General features: G+C 39.3%; 17 protein-coding genes. All 17 read left to right on the top strand.

What is annotated here, in order from left to right; translation table 11 throughout:
* Window positions 1-12 precede the first annotated feature (12 nt).
* Window positions 13-1,239 (top strand): efflux RND transporter periplasmic adaptor subunit, encoded by a 1,227-nt coding sequence (locus tag Q0791_RS04345; RefSeq protein ID WP_299003161.1) that lies wholly within the window; start codon window positions 13-15, stop codon window positions 1,237-1,239.
* Window positions 1,240-1,285: 46 nt separating this feature from the next.
* Window positions 1,286-2,029 carry an ABC transporter ATP-binding protein gene (locus Q0791_RS04350; protein ID WP_299003164.1) on the top strand — a complete coding sequence of 248 codons (744 nt, stop codon included), beginning with the start codon at window positions 1,286-1,288 and terminating at the stop codon, window positions 2,027-2,029.
* Window positions 2,023-4,416, top strand: a complete 2,394-nt coding sequence (locus Q0791_RS04355) for an ABC transporter permease (protein ID WP_299003166.1) — start codon at window positions 2,023-2,025, stop codon at window positions 4,414-4,416. The genes Q0791_RS04350 and Q0791_RS04355 overlap by 7 nt, the downstream gene beginning before the upstream one ends.
* A 76-nt stretch (window positions 4,417-4,492) precedes the next feature.
* Entirely contained in the window at window positions 4,493-5,035 is a 543-nt protein-coding gene (locus Q0791_RS04360) for a hypothetical protein (RefSeq protein WP_299003170.1), read from the top strand.
* On the top strand, window positions 5,032-5,205 hold the full coding sequence (locus tag Q0791_RS04365) for a hypothetical protein (RefSeq protein ID WP_299003172.1): 174 nt from the start codon (window positions 5,032-5,034) through the stop codon (window positions 5,203-5,205). The genes Q0791_RS04360 and Q0791_RS04365 overlap by 4 nt, the downstream gene beginning before the upstream one ends.
* An 888-nt stretch (window positions 5,206-6,093) precedes the next feature.
* Window positions 6,094-7,164, top strand: coding sequence for a DUF1611 domain-containing protein (locus Q0791_RS04370; RefSeq protein WP_299003175.1), 1,071 nt, complete (start codon window positions 6,094-6,096; stop codon window positions 7,162-7,164).
* Between the two features lie 51 nt (window positions 7,165-7,215).
* Window positions 7,216-8,565: a 3-phosphoshikimate 1-carboxyvinyltransferase gene (aroA, locus tag Q0791_RS04375; RefSeq protein ID WP_299003176.1), complete on the top strand. Its 1,350-nt coding sequence runs from the start codon at window positions 7,216-7,218 to the stop codon at window positions 8,563-8,565.
* Between the two features lie 17 nt (window positions 8,566-8,582).
* Entirely contained in the window at window positions 8,583-9,371 is a 789-nt protein-coding gene (locus tag Q0791_RS04380) for an SDR family oxidoreductase (RefSeq protein ID WP_299003179.1), read from the top strand.
* 20 nt (window positions 9,372-9,391) lie between these two features.
* Complete coding sequence (locus tag Q0791_RS04385) at window positions 9,392-10,252, top strand: phytanoyl-CoA dioxygenase family protein (RefSeq protein ID WP_299003182.1); 861 nt, start codon at window positions 9,392-9,394, stop codon at window positions 10,250-10,252.
* 11 nt (window positions 10,253-10,263) lie between these two features.
* The gene (locus tag Q0791_RS04390; RefSeq protein WP_299003185.1) at window positions 10,264-11,373 is read left to right on the top strand and encodes an aminotransferase class I/II-fold pyridoxal phosphate-dependent enzyme; all 1,110 of its coding nucleotides are present in this window, start codon (window positions 10,264-10,266) and stop codon (window positions 11,371-11,373) included.
* On the top strand, window positions 11,370-12,632 hold the full coding sequence (locus Q0791_RS04395) for an ATP-grasp domain-containing protein (RefSeq protein WP_299003188.1): 1,263 nt from the start codon (window positions 11,370-11,372) through the stop codon (window positions 12,630-12,632). Before Q0791_RS04390 ends, Q0791_RS04395 begins: the two co-directional genes overlap by 4 nt.
* Entirely contained in the window at window positions 12,622-13,941 is a 1,320-nt protein-coding gene (locus Q0791_RS04400; RefSeq protein ID WP_299003190.1) for an ATP-grasp domain-containing protein, read from the top strand. Before Q0791_RS04395 ends, Q0791_RS04400 begins: the two co-directional genes overlap by 11 nt.
* A gap of 32 nt (window positions 13,942-13,973) precedes the next feature.
* The gene (locus Q0791_RS04405; RefSeq protein WP_299003192.1) at window positions 13,974-14,717 is read left to right on the top strand and encodes an iron-containing redox enzyme family protein; all 744 of its coding nucleotides are present in this window, start codon (window positions 13,974-13,976) and stop codon (window positions 14,715-14,717) included.
* Between the two features lie 53 nt (window positions 14,718-14,770).
* On the top strand, window positions 14,771-15,052 hold the full coding sequence (locus Q0791_RS04410; RefSeq protein WP_299003194.1) for a 2Fe-2S iron-sulfur cluster-binding protein: 282 nt from the start codon (window positions 14,771-14,773) through the stop codon (window positions 15,050-15,052).
* Window positions 15,053-15,063: 11 nt separating this feature from the next.
* The gene (locus Q0791_RS04415) at window positions 15,064-18,141 is read left to right on the top strand and encodes an efflux RND transporter permease subunit (RefSeq protein WP_299003197.1); all 3,078 of its coding nucleotides are present in this window, start codon (window positions 15,064-15,066) and stop codon (window positions 18,139-18,141) included.
* Entirely contained in the window at window positions 18,134-19,156 is a 1,023-nt protein-coding gene (locus Q0791_RS04420; protein ID WP_299003200.1) for an efflux RND transporter periplasmic adaptor subunit, read from the top strand. Before Q0791_RS04415 ends, Q0791_RS04420 begins: the two co-directional genes overlap by 8 nt.
* Window positions 19,157-19,196: 40 nt before the next feature.
* The gene (locus tag Q0791_RS04425) at window positions 19,197-20,288 is read left to right on the top strand and encodes an LLM class flavin-dependent oxidoreductase (RefSeq protein WP_299003203.1); all 1,092 of its coding nucleotides are present in this window, start codon (window positions 19,197-19,199) and stop codon (window positions 20,286-20,288) included.
* Window position 20,289: the final 1 nt, after the last annotated feature.

The following is a 20,289-nucleotide window of genomic DNA, read 5'->3' on the forward strand; positions in this document are numbered from 1 at the left end:
TAGGAATAATCGATGAGATGGATAACGCAAAAAACCGTTTTTAGTGGCTTAATATTGACGTCTGCACTGTTAATGATGAGTGGTTGGCAATTGGGCTTTTCCGGCAATAAGGATTATGTGGCTGCCAATAGTATTAATATTAGTCAGGTTCAGAGTGGTGATTTTGCTCAAGAAGTCACGGGATATGGCTCATTGCAATCCTTATATCAACGATCCATTACCGCAACGACGACAGCCGTTGTTGATAAGATACATTTAAAGCCTGGTGCCATTGTTGAGGCTGATACCTTAATTATCACTCTTAAAAACCCACAATTAGAAGTTGCGCTGCAACAAGCGTTAGGGGAACTGAAAAATAGTAAGACTCAGAAGCGTAAGCTGATTTTAGAACAGCAACGTGAAGTGCTTGCTCAGCAATCTGAATTATCTCAATACCAAGCCGATGCCGAGATGGCAAGTTTACAAGCTGAGGCAGAAGCCCCCTTAGCTGAAATTGGGATTATCTCTGTTGTGGAGGCGAAAAAAGGCCGTTTAAATGCTAAACAATTACAAGAAAAGCTTGCCTTTGAATTACAGAAGTTTGAAAAATTAAAGCAAGCACACCAAGAGTATTTATCCATTCAAGATGAAATCATTTTACAGGCCCAAGCCGATTTTAATAATGCCAAGTATCAACTGGATCAATTGGTGGTGAAAGCGGGGATCACAGGGGTATTACAGAGTTTACCAGTCACATTAGGTCAAAGTGTTAACTTGGGTGACAAGTTGGCCCATGTGGGGAGCTTATCACCACTCATTGCCGAGATAAGTGTGCCGCAGATGTTGGCTAATTTAGTGCAGTTAAATGCTGTGGCCGAAATTGATACCCGTCATGGACTTGTTGAGGGTAAAGTGGTGAGAATTGCACCTGTGGTCGAAAAGGGGGCAGTGCGAGTCGATATTGAATTACCTGAAGACTTAAGTCCTAATATTCGCCCGCTACAAATGGTGGATGCGGTGATTTTGGGTCAGTCCCGCAGTCAGGTGAATTTTATTGATACGCCTCAAGGTGTGAGCGAAAACAGTGTTAGCTCTGTTTTTAAGCTAGTGAATGAGAATACCGGAATCTTGACTCAGGTTAAATTTGGACAAATTTCAGGTAAACGTATCGAAGTTATTTCAGGGCTTAGTGCGGGAGATAAGGTCGTGGTTGCTGGGATTGAAGCATCGAATGCTACTCAAATTCAATTAACTTATTAATGCATTAATTAAACCTGAGCCTAAACAGATTAGCAGGAGTATAAAGATGAAAAAGGAAGTTTTACGCATTCAAGCTATTCAAAAAAGCTTTGACTCACAAGCGGAAACGGCACAAGTTTTAAAAGGAATAGATTTCAGTATCAGTGAAGGGGAGTATGTCGCGATTTCGGGCCCATCGGGTTGTGGTAAATCCACTTTATTAAATATTCTTGGCTTATTAGATACCCCTGATGCTGGGGAATATCATATCGATGGGTTATTAGTGTCGAGTATGAATGGCGATCAGCGCGCCGAGATCCGCAGCCGCCGCATAGGTTTCGTGTTTCAAGCCTTTAACTTACTCGATGATGAAACGGTACTGGATAATGTGGCATTGCCATTGAAATACCGTGGCGACAGTAAGATGCAAAGACAAACACGAGCAAACGAATGTCTGAAGATGGTGGGATTAGCGGATAAAGCGGGCTTGTTCCCCAATCAGCTCTCTGGCGGGCAGCAGCAAAGAGTATCGATTGCACGGGCGCTGGCGGCAGATTCAGGCATTATGTTGGTGGATGAACCCACAGGCAACTTAGACTCTAAAAATGGTGATGCCGTGATGGCGTTACTGGATAGGCTAAATAAACAAGGCACCACTATTGTTCTTGTTACCCACGATCCTCGCTATGCACAAATGGCCCACAGGCAAATTCAGCTACTTGATGGCAGAGTACAGGCCGATGTGAGAAAGAATGCGCAGAAGGCGATACAAAAGGGAGAGCAAATTGAGAAGGAGAGTTTCGCATGTTAAACACGGCATGGCGTCATCTTTTCAGAGCGAAACAATATTATGCGACTGTGGTGTTGAGCCTGACACTGACATTAACTATGGTGTTTGTCATTTTCAGTATTGTTGATACTGTATTACTTAAGCCACTTCCCTATGGGGATAGTGATAACCTATATGTATTTGAAGGGACGATGCTTTATCAGGGGCGGCATGAGTCTGCGACTAACAGTAAGGTCTTGTTAGATACAAAAGAAGTGAGTCAAGAATTTGCTGATATTGCCGTGTATTTTTCATGGTCGGACTATAAGCTATTTGAGTTACCATCTCGCCCCGATGTGCCTGTGTTTTTTGGCAGCAGTAACTTATTTGAGGTACTTAAGGTTAAACCTGTTTTGGGGCGCTTTTTTGATGAGCGTGAAAAGCTGGGTAACAAACAACCTTCGGCCATTTTGAGCTTTAATGCGTGGCAGCAGCATTTTGCGGGTGATGAGAATATTATCGGCAAGTCAGTGCAACTGAATGAGCGCCGCTTTACCGTGATTGGTGTCACGAGTGATGATTGGGTATTACCCAATAAAGATGATGTCGCAAACGCGATCTGGTTACCATTAGATATGGATGAGCAATTTAACCCTATTACATTTGGAGGTATTACTGATGGTGTAAAAGGTTTGGTTCGTCTGACAAGTGAGCAAAATGTGGAGCGAATTAAACAGCAGCTAAATGATCATATGATGGCTGCTGCCATGATTACGTTTCCTGATGTTGTGAAAGATTATGATATTGGTACTCAATTACAATCTTTTAATCAAGCCTTACGCGGTGATAGTGTTCGCTTGGTGTGGATGTTAATCGCCGGTGCCGCTTTATTAACCTTAATGGCGCTGATTAATTTGGGGAATGTGCAAGTTGCTCGCGGTATGAGCCGAGTGAAATCTTTGGCCGTCAGTTATGCCTTTGGGGCTAAGCGTAAACAGCTGTTTAAAGAAAGCCTAAAGCATAACCTTATCCTGCTCAGTATTCCCATGTTATTCGCTTTACTCCTGACTAGCTTGAGTTTTGAATTAGTGCAAAGTATCGCTAGTAATGTATTACCTAGGCTCGGCAGTTTAAGCATTAGTTTCAATATCGTGTTATTCGCCGTTCTCATGTGTGCTTGTATCGCCTTATTGTTTAGTTGGATCGAATTGAGTCTAGTGAATGAGGCCAGTTTATTATTCAGCTTGCAAAGTAGCGGTAAAGGCACAGGTAAGCAACTGAGCCGTGGTGTCAGCCATAGCTTAATTGGGCTGCAATTGCTTTTTTCTGTCATTACGTTGGTGGCGACCAGTCAAGTGTTGATGGCAACGCTTACCGAAACGCTCAGAAAGACACAGATAACGACTGAAAACTTGTGGTCACTGGAAGTGAATTATGCCCTCGTTGACAGTAAAGAAGAGCGTAAAAATCTACAGCGCAGTATTGCACAACATTTTTTTGATCACGCCGATGTGATTAAGGTGAGTCGAGCCAACCAGACTCGTGTGCCTTTTACTATGAACCAGTTAGCCTTATTTAACGAGAAAAATGTCAAAATCAGTAATGTAAGAAATAGTGATATTGATGATAAGCAATTGACGTTATTTGATATGGCTATTCAAGGTCGTGGCTTTACTCATGATGATCTCGAACTTGAGCATAGGCCAGCCATAATCAATCAAAGGCTGGCCGATAAATTTAACGAAAATCCAATAGGACAAAAAGTAAAGCTCTATAGTGAAGATACGTTTTTAACCATTGTCGGCGTTGTTAGCAATACGGATTATCCGGGCAGGTCGAGATATGAAGTGGATGAAATTTTTGTTCCAAGTCATTACACTGGTAATCGCACCGATGTCTTGTTGATGAAGTTGAGCGACGAACATGCTGGTTTTACCTTGAGTGAAGTGTATCGTCAATTGACCCAAATTGATCCAAGACTTGATGTTGTTCGTTTATCCAGTATTGAAGATGACTTTGCTAAGATCAGTCGAGATCAACGTTTTGGTGCAATACTCGCAGGTGGATTGTCTTTTATTTCCTTACTCATGGTGATCGCGGGCATTGCTGGCATGGTCAGTTATATGGTCAATATGCGCCGTTATGATTTAGGCGTGCGTTTGGCCATGGGTGCCAATAATAAACGTTTGCTTCGTAGTCAGTTATGGCTGCTAGCTCAGCCGTTAGCGGTGAGTTTTCTATTTGCCTTTTCGTTGGCGTATTTTGCTTTGGGTTATAGCCGTACCATCCCCGAGTGGCACTTTGCCATTTATTGGACTGAGATGTTTTATGCCTTAGGGCTTTTAAGCCTTTTTGTTGTACTGGCTTGCGTTATGCCTATCGCCAAAGTCTTGCGCACAGATCCGATTAAAGCCTTGCGAAATGAGTAAGGACGGTAATGGATAAAAAGTAGAATTAATAAGCTAATGAGTGATTGCGCAATGAAAAAAAGGATTGAATAGGATCATGGATGAATTAATGAAACACAGTGTAGCGAATAAGATACTGACATTATATTGGAATTACGACTCCCCTTATTCAAGGTGTATTAAATGGCTATTGCTCAATCAAGAGGTTGAGCATATGGATAAGATATTAAACTGGGAACAAATGACACAAGATGCACTTTTATATCAGGCTAATCCAAAAAGGCAAGTGCCAACCTTAGCTGAGTATGATTCTGGTGTATTGGTCGCAAGTCAGACTGACTCTTTATTGATAGGGTTAGCGCATGTTGGGCCGAATTGGTATCAATCACTCGATGCAAAGTTATACCGCTTGGCAGATAGTGAGGTGGAAACCAGTATTATTTTTCTGTTTCGGGCTAATTTATTAAAAGAAAAATTTGGTCAATCACATAATAGTGAACTCATGCTTAAGGCGGGTATTGATACTTATAAAACATCGATTGATTTGTTAATAGATCATCTTTTGGCTGATGGGCATGTAGGAGTTGATGGAGATAAGGAAGAGATGAATATAGGTGCTGTACTGCAGCCCGCTCCATGATGCCAGTCGCTGAGCGGAGTTATCGGCAAGCAGAATTAATGCACTTTATCCAGCAAGTTGAATCTGACGTCGATTATCAAACGATGCTAGGTGAAGTCGCCGCCAACCTGAGCAAACAGCATGTCAATGTGCTAAATCAGGTGTCATTTTTTTGGGCTGGTGGGATCTAAGTGAGATTTTTATAAAACCTTTTAACTTAGTCATACAATACCAATCATACAAAGCTAATCATATAAAACAACTTATATAAATAAAGGAATATATCATGCTACGTAGTCTTAATCTTTCAAAAAAGATGGTGATATTATTCTCAAGCAAGGTGCGCATATACAGGGGGATATTATTTTAGATATCGCTAAAGGTGCCAATATCGGAAAGATAGTGTACTTATACTAAATCTATTATTAACGACTTTTTGGTGGTTAAGAACAATTCCTTGAATGCTTTATATGCTCAATAGCTTAAAATTATTGAGTATATGAATCCGTATAAAAATATATATTAAAAGTTAAAGGGTTAATTTTTATAGATGCCTTTTGATTTTAACTTTCAATATAATTGTTTTTTATTGATTGTCATGAAGGAAGAGTAAGGTTGTAGTTACCAATAATGCAATATTAAGTTTTGTTGTTTTCTCTTTAAATAGTATGAATATTGGTTTTGTTTACTATTTATAGTTATGCTTAGTAATGTTTTATGCTGAATAGTTTTTTTGTAAATGATCCATTTTGCATATTTATGGTCGTTTTTTATCGTTATCAAGTTGAAATTTTTAATTCTCTAATTTATACATCTATAAATGATTTGGTATTATATTTGTAGTATATTTGGGTTAGTTAAAAAGGGGGATACTTAATAATAATATCAAATAAACACTTACATTTATCATGGTTTATATTTTTGCATATATCTGTTTTAAATTGTTTTTTGCCTTTTGTGTGTCTGATTGTATTAATTTCTAAAATAAACTTTTTTACTGTGGGTATATTGAAAGCCTATTTTCACTATGATAGTTTTTTGAGCATTATAATAATGTTGATATTGAGTTGGAATAGTCATTGAATATATTAAAAGGCCGACGAGCCGTTATTTATTGTGAGGGTTGTTTTGGTTCAAAAACCAGTAAGGTAGCCGCTTCTTATTTGCGATATTGTGGTTCTGATTGTGTTGCGGTTATTGATAGCGACAAGGCTGGTCAGCGTGTTGTAGATATATTAGGTTATGGTAAGGGTATACCTATAATATCAGGTCTGGAACAATTAGGAAAAATAAAACCTGATGTATTTATGATTGGATTTGGATTATTTTCTAATGTGCTGCCTAGTGCGGTAAGAGAAAGTATAAAACAAGCATTATTATTAAAAATGGATGTTGTTTCAGGTTTGCATTTTAAATTAGCAGATGATCCAGAGTTGTCAGCATTAGCTCATCAATATGATTGTCAAATTTGGGATACGAAAGAGCCATCACGTCATTTACGAACCAGTAATAATCGCCTTGTTAATAAGGATAATTTTATTATTCATACTGTTGGTAGCGATTGCCGTGTAGGAAAAAAAACCACAGCGTTAGAGATAGCGGCTGAATGTCGGCGCCAAGGCATCTCTGCAGTGATGGCTGCTACAGGCCAAAGTGGTATGTATATTACGGGAAATGGCATAGCCGTTGATGCGGTACCTGCTGACTTTATTGCTGGTGCCAGTGAAGACTTAGTACTTGATTTATGCGATGAAAATAAATGGATTCTTGTTGAAGGGCAAGGGGCTATTTCTCATCCTGCATACAGTGGCGTCACCCTTGGATTATTGCATGGTGTTATGCCTCAAGCATTAGTCTTATGTCATCAAGCTAACCTCACTCACCATAAAGGTTGGCCTGACTCACCGTTACGTTCGCTTTCAGAGCTTATTAGCATGTATGAGCAGTTAGGCAGTTATATGCGCAAGAGTAAAGTAGTGGCAATTAGTGTTAATTGTGAGGGAATGGGTACTGATGAGGCTGAAAAATACCTCATTAAAGTAGAGCAAGAAACAGGTTTACCCGCAACGGACGTGATTTTGTTTGGAGCGAGTAAGTTAGTTAAATGTTTACATCAGTTTATTGGTGAAGAGACGCAAGTTGCTTGTTAAATAAATTCAAATAAAAAATAAGATAATAGCTAGTCATATTAAGGATAATGTATGTTGCTTCAAGTTAATTCGGTCGAATCTTTGGGTAGTTCAGCATTTATACCTTCTTCAAAACCAGAAACTCAGCGTGCGATTATTGCGGCTACTTTAGCTAAAGGTACATCATTAATACACAATGATTTACGGTGTTTTGAAACGGATACAATGAAACAAGCCTGTAGAAATATAGGGGCTATCATTGAAGAAAAAGAAGGTTTCCTTAAAGTTCAAGGTGTGGGTCGAAGATTTACTGCTGATAAACGCGTTATTGATGCAGTAGGATCAGGCTTAGTATTTCGTGTTTTTACTGCGATCACTTCTTTTGGTGAGTCGGCAGAAATTGTCACCGGGGATACTGTATTAAGAACGCGAGTGATGGCCCCATTATTTGATGCATTAGAAACACTTGGAGCAAGTATTCATTGTATATCTGAGCCAGGGAAAGCACCCATTGTGAATTGGGGAGGGGGTTTTAAAGGAGGACATTGTATTATTCCTGGTAATGTCAGTTCACAATTTATTACTGCTATTATGTTTGCTGCACCTATGGCGGATGAACCGACTCGTATTTCAATATCAGGTGAAATATTATCGAGTTCTTATATAAGGCAAACAATTGATACTTTAGAGAAAGCAGGAATAAAAGTAGAGGCTAAATCTGATTTAGCAGAGATAATTGTTTATCCTGGTGAATATCAAACTGCCGAATACCTGATTAGTGGTGACTATACCTCTTCTTCTTATCTTATTGGTGCTGCTGCGATTATTCCGGGAACAACCGTACTTTCAAATATATCCAGTAAGAGTCTACAAGGTGAACGAGCCATTATTGATGTAATCAAAGCGTTAGGAGTAAAGGTTAGCTTTGATGATCAACGCAATGAACTCACGTTATTTAATGAGCAAGATGAGCTGTCAGGAGAGTTTGAATTTGATGCAAGTGACTATCCTAATATTGTGCCTACCTTGGCTGCCATAGGAGCGTATGTTCAGGGAACTTTTCGTGTTATTGGAGGCTCAATTACACGTTTACATAAGTCACCACGAATAGAAGCTATTATTTCTGAACTTAAAACCTTGGGGGTTGATATTACTCCGTTATTAAAAGATGGAGTCTATGATGGCTTTGTTATTCATGGTAAATCACATTATGAGGGAGGGAAAACCTTATCTAGCTGGGGAGATCATCGAATTTTTATGTCCTTATTTGTTGCTTCATTAAGGTGTAAAAATGCCAATTTATTGGAAGGTTATTCTGATGTTATTTGTTCTTTTCCTAGTTTTTTCAATGAATTTAAGCAACTTGGTGTTAAATTTAAAGAAGTGGAACAAGATATAAAAGACGGATTTAAACGGGCTTAAATTCAGAGGCGTGCTGTATGGATTTAGGTATTTCAGGCAAAACGGCTTTAGTGTTTGGCGCCAGTCGAGGATTAGGTCGAGGAATTAGTCAAGCACTCTTGCAAGAGGCGGTGAATTTAGTATTAGTTTCACGCTCCCCTGCTGAATCGGCTGCTGTATTAAGACAATCAAATATCAATAAGAATATTAAAATATATCATTTAAGCTTAGACACAAGTGATAGGCATGCTGTTGATTCTTTGTTGAGTTTTTTAGCTGAAAAGAAAATTGAAATTGATATTTTGATTAATATTTCTAAAGGGCCAAATGTAGGAATGGCACTGACAATGTCTTCGTCACAATACGAAAATGATTTTCAAGCTATGGTGGGTTTTTATATCGAAGCGAGTCGATTGTTGGCCCAAGGTATGAAACAGAGAAATTGGGGGCGTATTATTACAATCGCCTCTTCAGGAGTATGCCAACCTATTGCTGACTTAGCAATTTCAAATACTCTTAGAGCAGCATTGGTAAGTTGGAATAAAACTTTAGCCAATGAAGTGGCGGCAGATGGTATTACGGTAAACACGATTATTCCCGGGCGGATCCATACAGAAAGAGTGGATGAGATTGATCGTGCTCGAGCGCAGCGGCAACAGAAAGATATTAGCGATGTGATTAAAGCCAGTCAGGCTACCATCCCCATGCAACGATATGGCACAGTTGCAGAATTTAGTACCTGTGTTCTTTATTTATGCAGCCAAGGTGCTGGTTATATTACAGGAAGCAGTATTCGAGTCGATGGTGGGCTTGTGTTGTCTATTTAGTGACTTACAAGGATATTCAAATGTTAACTTTAGACCAAATAAATTTTTATCATGATAATGGATATTTAGTTGTTGAAGATGTGATTTCACCAGCGATATTGCAACATGCCCTACAAGCGATTGACGAAGTGGTTAGTGGTGAAAATAGTCAAGGTAGTTTTGAGCTCGAGCCTAAGGATAAGCAAACAATACGCCGTATTTGGTCTCCAACAAAAAAACACCCAGCATTTTGGCAGATAGCAACGGATAAAGACCTATTAGAGAAGATCGCGGATCTGATAGGGAAGAATATCACCTTTCATTATAGTAAGTTGAATATGAAGGGGCCTAAGGTGGGAAGTGTTGTTGAATGGCATCAAGATTTTTCTTATTACCCTCATACCAATAGTGATTTATTAACGGTATTAATTGCACTTGATCCTATGGATGCTGAAAATGGAGGACTCAAAGTTATTCCAAAATCACATAAATTAGGATTGAGTGAGCATTATATTGATGGGTATTTTCGTGGCAAACTGGACGATATAGAAGAAGATGAGGTTGTACATTTACAAGTTCCTGCCGGAGGAGCTATTTTTCTTCATTGTCTGACAAAGCATGCATCCGATAGAAATACTTCTAATCGATCTCGGCGCACATTCTTACCCGCCTATAGAGCTGCGGATGCTTTTCCTATCTATTTTGGTCCTCATGCATCCCATAATGAACCTGGAGCGAAAACTGTACTTGGTCAGGCCTCTAAATTTGCTCGCGTAGAGAAGGGGATATATTCATTGCCTTTTGCCGAGAGAGAGTTTGGCTCTATTTATGATATCCAAGAAGGTTCACACCTTAATAAGCGGTTGGATGAAATGAAGTTAAGTGGATATGCCGTAGATTAAGGACATGAGTGATGGAATTGGAACAAAGTCTAGCTCTAAATATTCGTGATTTAATGCCTTATAAAGCTGGAATGACCAAAAGGGAGTTACAGCGTGAGAAGGGATTAAATCGAGTTGATAAGTTTGCGAGTAATGAGAGCCCTAAAGGTCTATCTGCTTATATTAAAGACGAAATATACAGTAGTTTAGAAGAGGCGCACTGTTATCCTGATTATCAACAATTGCGTGAAGCCATAGCGAATAATGCCAATGTAATGGAAAGTCAGGTTATTTTAGGCAATGGTTCTATTGATGTCATCGAATTAGCTTTTCGTTTAATGGCTAAAAAGGGAGGGCACTTACTGTGTTCTGAATTTGGTTATTTTTCTTATCCCTTATTAGCTCAAGCTGTGGGGTTAGGCATTAAAACCGTACCCTCTGGACAGCAATTTTGCCATGAAATTCAGCATTTACTGGCTCAGTGTAATAGTCAAACCGCCATTATAGCGTTAGATAGTCCGAGTAATATGTCGGGGCAAATGCTGTCTATTAAGCAGTTAACAGATTTATTAACAGTCGTACCTAAACACGTATTGGTATTATTAGATCAGGCTTATATAGAATTTGCCCATGAGGCGATATCACAAGCCAGTGTAAGGTTATTAAAAACCTTTGATAATTTATTAATTACTAGAACTTTTTCAAAGGCTTATGGTTTAGCTGGTTTACGGGTAGGCTATGGACTGGCAAATGTGAAATTGATCGATTGGCTATCTCGTTTACAAAGGCCTTTTCCGATTGCCGGTATGGCCGCTACAGCAGCAGTTGCCAGTTTACAAGATCCTGAACATCTGCAACAAATCTTAATGCAAGTCAATGAAGGTAAGCATTTTTTAATCGATAAACTCACTGAATTAGGCTTTAAAATTATTAATGGAGAAGGTAATTTCATTCTTATTTTACTGAATGAAGATGATTTTGAATTATCAGAGTTTCTGCTTACTCAGGGCATTATTGTGCGTGCTATGGGGAGTTACAAACGTCCTGATTTAGTCAGAGTGTCTGTTTCTACTCCTGAAAGTCATTATCGTTTAGTTGATGCGATTAAGCGTTTTCAATCAAGGAAGAGGCTAGCAGGATGAATATTGTTATTTTAAATAATTTTTGGCGTTATCCAAGTACCGAACGTTGGGATTTTGAATTAGTCGAATATGAAAAATGGATTTGCCATGATATACATCAAGTCAGCTATATCTGCAATGCTAGAGGGAAAACGGCTGTAACGGCTGAAAAGGGAACTTATACTCTCTATGAAGTTGACCATTTTAATGATTTACAGCAGCTAGAAGATATCGTTAGGACTATTATCGAGGTTAAGGGGCCGATTGATAGATTAATCGCCTTTTCTGAAAACTTATTATCTCCCGCTGCGAGTTTAAGAGAGCAATTTTCTATTTCTGGCCCTAATGTTGCGCAAACTTTATTGGCAAGAGATAAAGTTAAAATGAAAGAGCGCTTAATAGAGTCAGGTCTTAGAGCACCGCGCTATTGTGCCTTATCAGAGACATTATCAAATGAAGATTATCAGCATTTTGCTAATGAAGTGGGTTTCCCTCTGATATTAAAACCTGTAGATGGTGCATCAAGTATTGATGTGTTAAAGATAGATAATCTTGAGCAGTTACAAGAGGCACTGATAGTTAACAGAACTGGTAAGTGGGAGCTTGAAGAGTTTATTGCTGGGAATATTTATCATGTCGATGGCTTAGTTGATGATCAAGGGAAAGTGATTTTTTGTGTAGCCAGTCAATATATTAATACTTGTTTAGATTTTAGTTTTACAAGCCCACTTGGGGCGATAATGCTAGAGTTTTCTTCTCCTTTAAATCAGCGTATTGCTCACTTCAGTGCTGATTGTTTATCTGCTTTGTCATTTAAAAATTGTGCTTTTCATCTTGAGTTGTTTCTCACTTTCGATAATGAATTAGTTTTCCTTGAAGTTGGAGCACGAGTTGCGGGAGCCGATGTCCCTTATATGATAGAGCATAATACTGGGGTCAATTTATTTAAGCATTGGATCGACTTAATTCTTTATGGGCAAACAGAAGTTAAGCCTGTTTATAATAAATTAGGTGCATGGTTGATGTTTGGCCTTCCAGAGCATTTACCACAGCGTGTGGTCTCAGTGACTGATTTTATTGGTACTGTTCCTTCCATATATCGCCAGCTTTTACCTAAATTAAATAGTAAGTTAATAAAAGAAGGTGGCTATTGTTCTTTACAGTCTGGGCGCTTTTTATTTTCAAATGAGTCCAAACCTCGATTAACGCAAGATGTGCAAAAAGTTGTTGATGGATTTCAAATGGAGTTACAAGTTTCAGGAGATCAAGATGAAGAATAAAGCGCTATTGATTTTGGCCCACCAAGGGCGATCTTATATAAAAGACATACGTCGTTATTTAGATTTATTAAATGTAAAGTGCATTATCCTTAGTTCAAAACCGAGAGATGAGCGTGATTTAGCGCTGCTGAAAGAACATAGTGAGAAAGTTTGGGTATTGGAAACGGATTGCATTACCGAAGATGGGCTATTTGAGACGTTAAAACAGGCTCAGAATGATTTTGAGGTAGTGAATACATTAGCCACATTTGAAGCTTATAGAGTATTGATGGCAAAGGCGAATCAAACTTTAAGTGGTTCGGATGTTGATACGCATTCTCTGATGCAATGCATGGATAAACATAGTTGTCGTCAGACATTATTCAATCACGGTCTTTCTCACGTGCGCAGTGAGTTATTAGAAGATGAATCGCAATTGCTTAGGCTAAAACAAGATGAGAATGCTTATTTTATAAAACCCCGTCGAGGAGCAGGCTCTTTTGCTTGTTTTCGTTTAACTGATGATATTACTCTGACTAAGTTAGCTCAACTCAAGGAGCAAATGCGCTCAGATAAACAGTTCGCCGCTATTTTTAATGGTCAGTTTGATTTTATTGCTGAGGGTTATATTCGCGGAGATGAATTTAGCTTTGAAACCTTTGTGATTGATGAAGAGGTTTATGTTGTTGGTGTACATGCTAAATATGTTGAGGAGCAGCAAGGAACAACATTAGAAGTCAGTAACTCTTTACCTGCACTGAATTTAACCAATAGCGAGCAGCTGCAAGGCGAAGCATTTATTACTCGTTGTTTAGCGGCATTAAATTTAAAGCAAGGAGCTTATCATATTGAAACTCGATATGATCGCGATAATAAGCGGTGGGAAGTTATCGAAGTGAATACTCGTATGGGAGGGGCGCTAATCAATCAATCGGTAGAAGTCTTTACCGGTGGAGAGTCTTTTTTGAAATTATGGATAGAGCTTTTATGCGGAACCAATGCGGTAATGCGTACAGGGTTAAAAGAAAAAATGACAAAGTTAAGAGAGAGTCGGCGCCGCGCTGCCGATCAAATTAACGCCGCCAGTGTCTTCATTAGCCGTTATGGCCTTCCTGGTAAAACATTGTCCCATTTAAGCATAGATAAGGTCATGATTAAGCCTGATATTATTGATATGCCTGTTCGAGTTGGTACCACAATGGCTAAATCTGAACGAGGCCTTTTTCTTTGTAACGCGTTATGGAAAGTGGACATCGATTCCTTATCTGATTCACTGGATAACTTACCTCTTCAGTTTGATGCTGGAATGGAAGTTGCCTACGACAATTAATTTACCCATTAAAATAATGAAAGGAATTTATTATGAATAGAGTTACTAATTGTGGGATCCTTCGTCCTAAGCCATTTTATTCACTTGCTGAAGGTCAGCAAGTTAGGGCTCGTTTAGACAGTTATTTAGATCAAAAAATGAAAGAATGGTCGGATACAGTTCCATATGCGAATCACCTAGAAAGTAAAGATATTAACAGTGAGTGGTACCGTCGGCATACTCTAGAGCATGTATGGCGTATTAGACTCAGTCGTTCGGCACATTGTAAGGCCTTACATGCCATCACGAAAGTATCTCCAGAAGCGGCACAACTTTATGCCGAGTATCAAGCTGATGAAATGAATCACGATACTTTATTTTGGGAAGACTGCGAAGCGCTTGGGATCACTAAGGAAGAATTGTTATCTACTGAGCCTTTTTTGGCGACTCGATTGTTACAAGGTTTCTTTTATTTTATTAGTGAGCATGAAAATCCTATTGGTGTGGTTGCTTCTAGTTATCTTGTTGAATATACGACGGCTAAGTTGACCCCAAAACAAATGGAGTCGATGAAAACATCTGTTGGTGAAGAAAAAATACAAGGGCAATTGGCGCATATTAATACAGATTTAGGTGATGATCATGCCGGAGAAATGTGGCGCATTTTACGCCTTCTTATTCAAAGTGAGGATGATGTTGAATTAGTGCTGCGTTATTTTGACGATATTCAAACGATTCTAGCGATGTATTTTCGAGAGCTTTATGAGGCAACGATAACAACAAGTCACGCCGCTTAATCTCGTTATGGGAACAGTTTCACTGTTCCCTTTTGTTTGTTAAGGATAACAAAATGCATAAAGTTTCAATTCCTACAACAGGAGAAGATTTTCTTCTTCCTGATCGTGCCTATTTAACTGATGCCGAGGAGCTGCAGTTAACAGGTTTAAAGTTTGGATGTCGTAAAGGTGCTTGTGGAATTTGTGCAATCAAAGTGATAGCGGGAAATAATAAGTTGTCTGTGGCCAAACAACGTGAGACTAAGTTGTTGGCTCGTATGGGGCATAGTCCAGACTCCGTAAGACTTGCATGCCAATGTCAGCTCTATGGTGATATAACGATTGTGGCGATATAAGGGCTAGATTGATGCTATTGATTAATAGAAATATAGAAAGGCCTTCCTTTAGTTTAATTGTCTGTGTGATTTTCATGTTACTTGGCATCGCTGCCATCTTTCAATTGCCAGTAAAATTATTACCTGATACCACCAACCCAGAACTCAAAATTGAAACCCTATGGAGAGGGGCTTCGCCTTACGAAATAGAAGCTAATATTCTAGAAAAACAAGAAAATGTATTAAGAGATATCGCTAATATTGAAGAAATAAGAAGTATGGCTTATCAAGGTCGAGGCGTGATCACTTTATCTGTTGCAAATGGTGTGAATCGAACAGAACTTTTAATCAATATCTTGAGTAAGTTAAATAATGTAAAAGCGTTTCCCATTGATGCTGAACCTCCAAAAGTCAAAAGCCTTTCTTCAGCGGGATCGCTGGTTTTTTTATTTTTACGAAAAAAGGCCGCAAATGACACACCCATTGATGATTATGATGCGTTAATTGAGACAAGTGTTCGTAGTCGTTTAGAGTCCATCGAGGGGGTGGCTGGCGTCGAGACTTTCATTGGGGCCAAAGAAGAATATCAAATTATTATCGATCCATTAAAAGCGGCTTACCTTGGGGTTTCATTAATTGATGTGGCTAAATCGCTAAAAGATATTAGCGATATAAGCAGTGGGACTATGGCGGTTGGGCGTAAACAATATTTATTGCGGCTTGCTGCTCAAGAGTCACCTCAACAAATAGAAGACCTCATATTGCAATGGCGCCAGGGAAATCCCGTGAGGCTTAAAGATATTGCTGATGTTCAGATCCGCCGAGGTAAACGGGAGAGCTTTGCTGTGTATAATGGAGAGCCTGCCATTGGCTTAAGGCTAACTCGTGCAGTGGGGGCAAATGTATTAGCAACCTTAGATCGTGTTTTTTATGAAATAGAAGATATGAATCAAGGCCTTTTAGTTCCACATCAATTACAAATTGAAAAGTCCTTTGATCCTTCTATTTTCATTAACCGTTCTTTGATGATGGTATCGTCTAATATTATTATCGGGATCTTGATGGCGATGTCGATATTATTCCTTTTCTTTAAACGTTGGCAACCCACTTTAATCGTGGGGATCAGTGTGCCTTTATCGCTTTTAGTCAGTTTTGTCTTTCTGTTTATATTTGATCGTACCATTAATGTGATTACCTTAGCTGGGTTGGCATTTGCCAGTGGTATGGTGATGGATGCAACCATAGTAGTGTTAGAAAGTATCACTCAACAGCGAGAGCAAGGTAAGTCTATTGTGACAGCTTGTATACAAGGGACTAGCCAAGTATGGAAGGCCTTATTGACCTCAACGTTAACGACTGTTGCCATATTTTTACCTATCGCTTTCACTGATAATAGTGATGCAGAATTATTTTCTGATCTGGCATTGGCTATTACAGCGTCAGTGGTCATGTCGTTATTTGTTGCCTTGTTTATTATTCCCATTATTTATAAAAAATTGTTTTCATTGACTAATAAAGAGATACCAATAAACATTAAGTCGTCAAAAACGCTATCTATTGGTTGGCTACGACGGCTAACGGAGACTAAGCGTCGACAAATATCTTGGATTGTATTGCTTATTTTAGGGCCATTGGTGATTGCCGCTTCTTTACTACCAGAATTGGATTATTTGCCCCCGTTACGCAAAGATTCTGTCGATACTTTTATGCGTTTTCCTGCGAGTGCACATTTAGATTTAATTGAGCAAGAAATTGTTTTACCTATGGTGGATAGATTACAGCCATATCTGGATGGGACTCAATCCCCCAGTTTGAAAAACTATTTTATTGCTGTGTCACCCGGTGTCATGTCTATGGCTGTTAGGGCGAAGGATCAAGCAGAAGTGAATGATCTTAAAGCCCTCATTATTAATGAAGTCACTGCTGATTTTCCCGATACTCAAACTTATAGCTCGCAAGGTTCTATTACAGGGAAATTCGGTGGCAATAGGAGTTTTACTTTTCACATACAAAGTGATGATTTAATGGCTTTGAAACAGAGTGTTGAAACCATTATTCCCAAAATAAAGGATAAGATCCCAAATGCAGTAGTGAAAGCTTCGCCATCACTTTCGGGAGGTCAACCAGAATTAAGAGTCACTGCTGATAATGAAGGCTTAAGTGAGGCGGGCTGGGATTATACTGACTTTAAAGATGTGATTAAAATTATGGGAGATGGCTTATATATTGGCGAATATTTTAATGGAAAAGACCGAATTAATAAGATTGTAAAAACGACGCCGAATGAGACGCCAGAGCAATGGCTTCAAACACCACTGAGCAATCACAATGGAAGGCTTATTTACTTAAATAATATTGCCGAAGTTAAAGAAACTCAAACACCGTTAAAATTAAGTCGAGTGAACCGTCGACGGGCTATCTCTTTAACCATTATTCCCCCCCCTGAGATGACATTGGGCGTGGCAGTGGCCACTATTGAGCAACTCTTATTAACTGTGCGATCAGATTTGCCTGCTGACGCCAGTATTTTAATGGGGAAAACGGCAAACAAGTTGAACCAATCAGTGACAAATTTAATGTTACTTTTGTTTGTTGCAATACTCTTACTTTTCATCATCATTGCAATGTTATTTAACTCTATACGACATGGTTTATTAGTGACTATGACCTTGCCTTTGGCCGCTGTCGGAGGGGTATTAATGCTCATGGTGTTAAATATTTTTACAGTGCAAACACTGGATTTATTAACCTTAATTGGTTTTATTATTTTGTCTGGTTTAGTGGTGAATAATGCCATTCTATTGGTTTGTGCTTTTTTGGATAATCAAAAAGCGGGAAGTCTTTACTCTGACGCCGTTTATCAAGCAGTACAACAAAGAATGAGACCGATACTCATTAGTACCTTAACCAGTATTTTTGGCATGCTTCCTTTATTACTCAATCCTGGAACGGGATCTGAAATCTATCGGGGTTTAGCTGCGGTGGTCGTTGGTGGTATGACTGTGAGCCTCATCTTTACGCTTATTTTAATTCCTTGTTTGCTTCTTGTGTTTCGCCCGAAAACATTAGCATCACCCGTTATCACATCAGAGATCAATGCACATGCTTAATTATTTATTTGGATTGTTAGTTATTTTGATGAGTTCGCCTTTATTGGCATCATCTGTGGTGGTGACAGCACCCATAAATAAAACGGAACTCACTAAGACATTTACAGCGGCTGGTGAAGTTGTTTCTGTGCGTGAAGTGGATATTGCCATGGAAGTGGTAGGGAAATTAGATTGGGTTGCTCAAGTGGGGACTTTTGTTCAAGAAGGACAGTCATTAGCGACACTTGACACTGAAAAGTATGAACTCCAGCTTGCCAGTCACCTTGCTTATATTGCACAGCTAAAATCAGAGATTGAATATGCTCAGCGGGCTGTAAAACGCAGTGAGGCATTATCCTCCAAGAAAAGCATTTCAGAACAAGCGCTGGATGATATTCGTCAACCTTTGATCTTAGCGACGTTAACCTTAGAAAAGGCGGAGATTGATCGCCAGTTGTTGATGTTAAAACTCAAACAGAGTCACATTAAGGCGCCTTTTGATGGTCAAGTTGTGACTCGTAATAAGGTGGAAGGGGCTTTTGTCGAGCAAGGAGATGTCATTTTAACCTTTGTCGATATTCACAACAAAGAAGTGAGTGCTAAATTACCTGTTTTACAGCTGGCTCATTTACAACAAGGTAAAACAAAGGTGACGATTCACCTTACTGATCACGATATTTCTGGCAGTATAAAGTCTGTGGTGCAAGCAGGTGACGAGCATTCCAGATTGGCGGAAGTTCGAATCATTAGTGATGCACTTTCATCGCCTATTTCTACTCCCTTACAATTGACCATTAATAGCCTATATTCTCGTCAAATATGGGCTGTACCTCGTGATGCCTTGGTTGTAAAAGCTGGAAAGTCTTTTGTTTATCAGATCTCTCATCAAGGTAAGGCTAAGCGTGTTGAGGTAAACATTTTAAATGAAAAAGATAAAGATACTGTGATGTTAGAAGGAGATTTGATTGCGGATGAAAAGGTGGTTGTTCGTGGCATGGAGTCATTATCAGCAGGCATGGACGTAGTCACGTTATAACAGTATAAAAATTAAATTATTGATCATTTAAGGGACGAATATGATATTTCACAATGAAGAAGTGCGTTTTTTATGGAGTATACCTGTAGGAGGAGAGCAAAAAGAGGCCTCATCTTCTAGAAAGATAGGATTCAATTTAGAAGGGATGATTGATTATGCTCAGCGGGCAGAAGCTATGGGCATTGAACAATTATTATTGGGAGTGGGGTTTCATTGTCCCGACCCTATAGCCTATGTCGGTAGTTTAATTCGTGCCACATCGAAAATAAAATTTTTACTCGCCTATCGAGCGGGTACTGTAGCACCAACCACTTTTGTACAGATTATCAATACGTTATCTTCTCTTGGTGAGGATCGACTTTCGTTAAATATGTTGGCAGGCATTTCTCCAACAGAACAGCGCTATTATGGCGATCATCTACAAAAAGAACACCGTCAACAAAGGCTTGATGAGTTTGTGGGAGTGTGTTGTCGTTTTTGGCAAAACAATGGGCTTCCCGTCGATCATAAAGGTGAGTTTTATCATATCGAGCAAGGGCAATTACACACACCTTATTGTAATCAAAAACGTTCTATGCCGGAGCTATTTGTGAGTGGAAATTCGGCTAAATCAATGAAAATTGCTGCAGATCATAATGCGACTTGGCTTCGTTATAGTGATACTGTGGATAACATTGCAGTGGATATTAAATCTGCGGTGAAAGCAGGCGTTAAAGTGGGGCTGAGAATGTCTGTGATTGTACGCCCAACAAGAGAGGAAGCGCAGCAGAAAATCGCAGAAATGATGAGTGGAGCCGATGAGCAGTGGGCTGAAGTCATCAAAAACTTTGCTTCGACATGTGACTCAACTGCGGTTAAATCTGTTTTTGATATTGCCAATGAAGCAAGCAATGACTGGGCTGATCCCTATATTTGGACGGGAGCCGTGCCTTTTAGAGGGGGGCCATCCCTTGCGTTAGTGGGCACCCCTGATGAAGTGGCTGATTATATCATGCGTTACAAATCCGCTGGAGTGTCGGTATTTTTGTTTTCCGGTTGGCCTCAATTAGAAGAAATGGATTTGTTTACTTCCTTAGTGATCCCTAAAGTGCGTGAGCGTGAACGAAATCATATGTTAGCAGCGACAGTGTAAA

Source organism: uncultured Shewanella sp., assembly GCF_947495455.1.
In the GTDB taxonomy this organism is placed as follows: domain Bacteria; phylum Pseudomonadota; class Gammaproteobacteria; order Enterobacterales; family Shewanellaceae; genus Shewanella.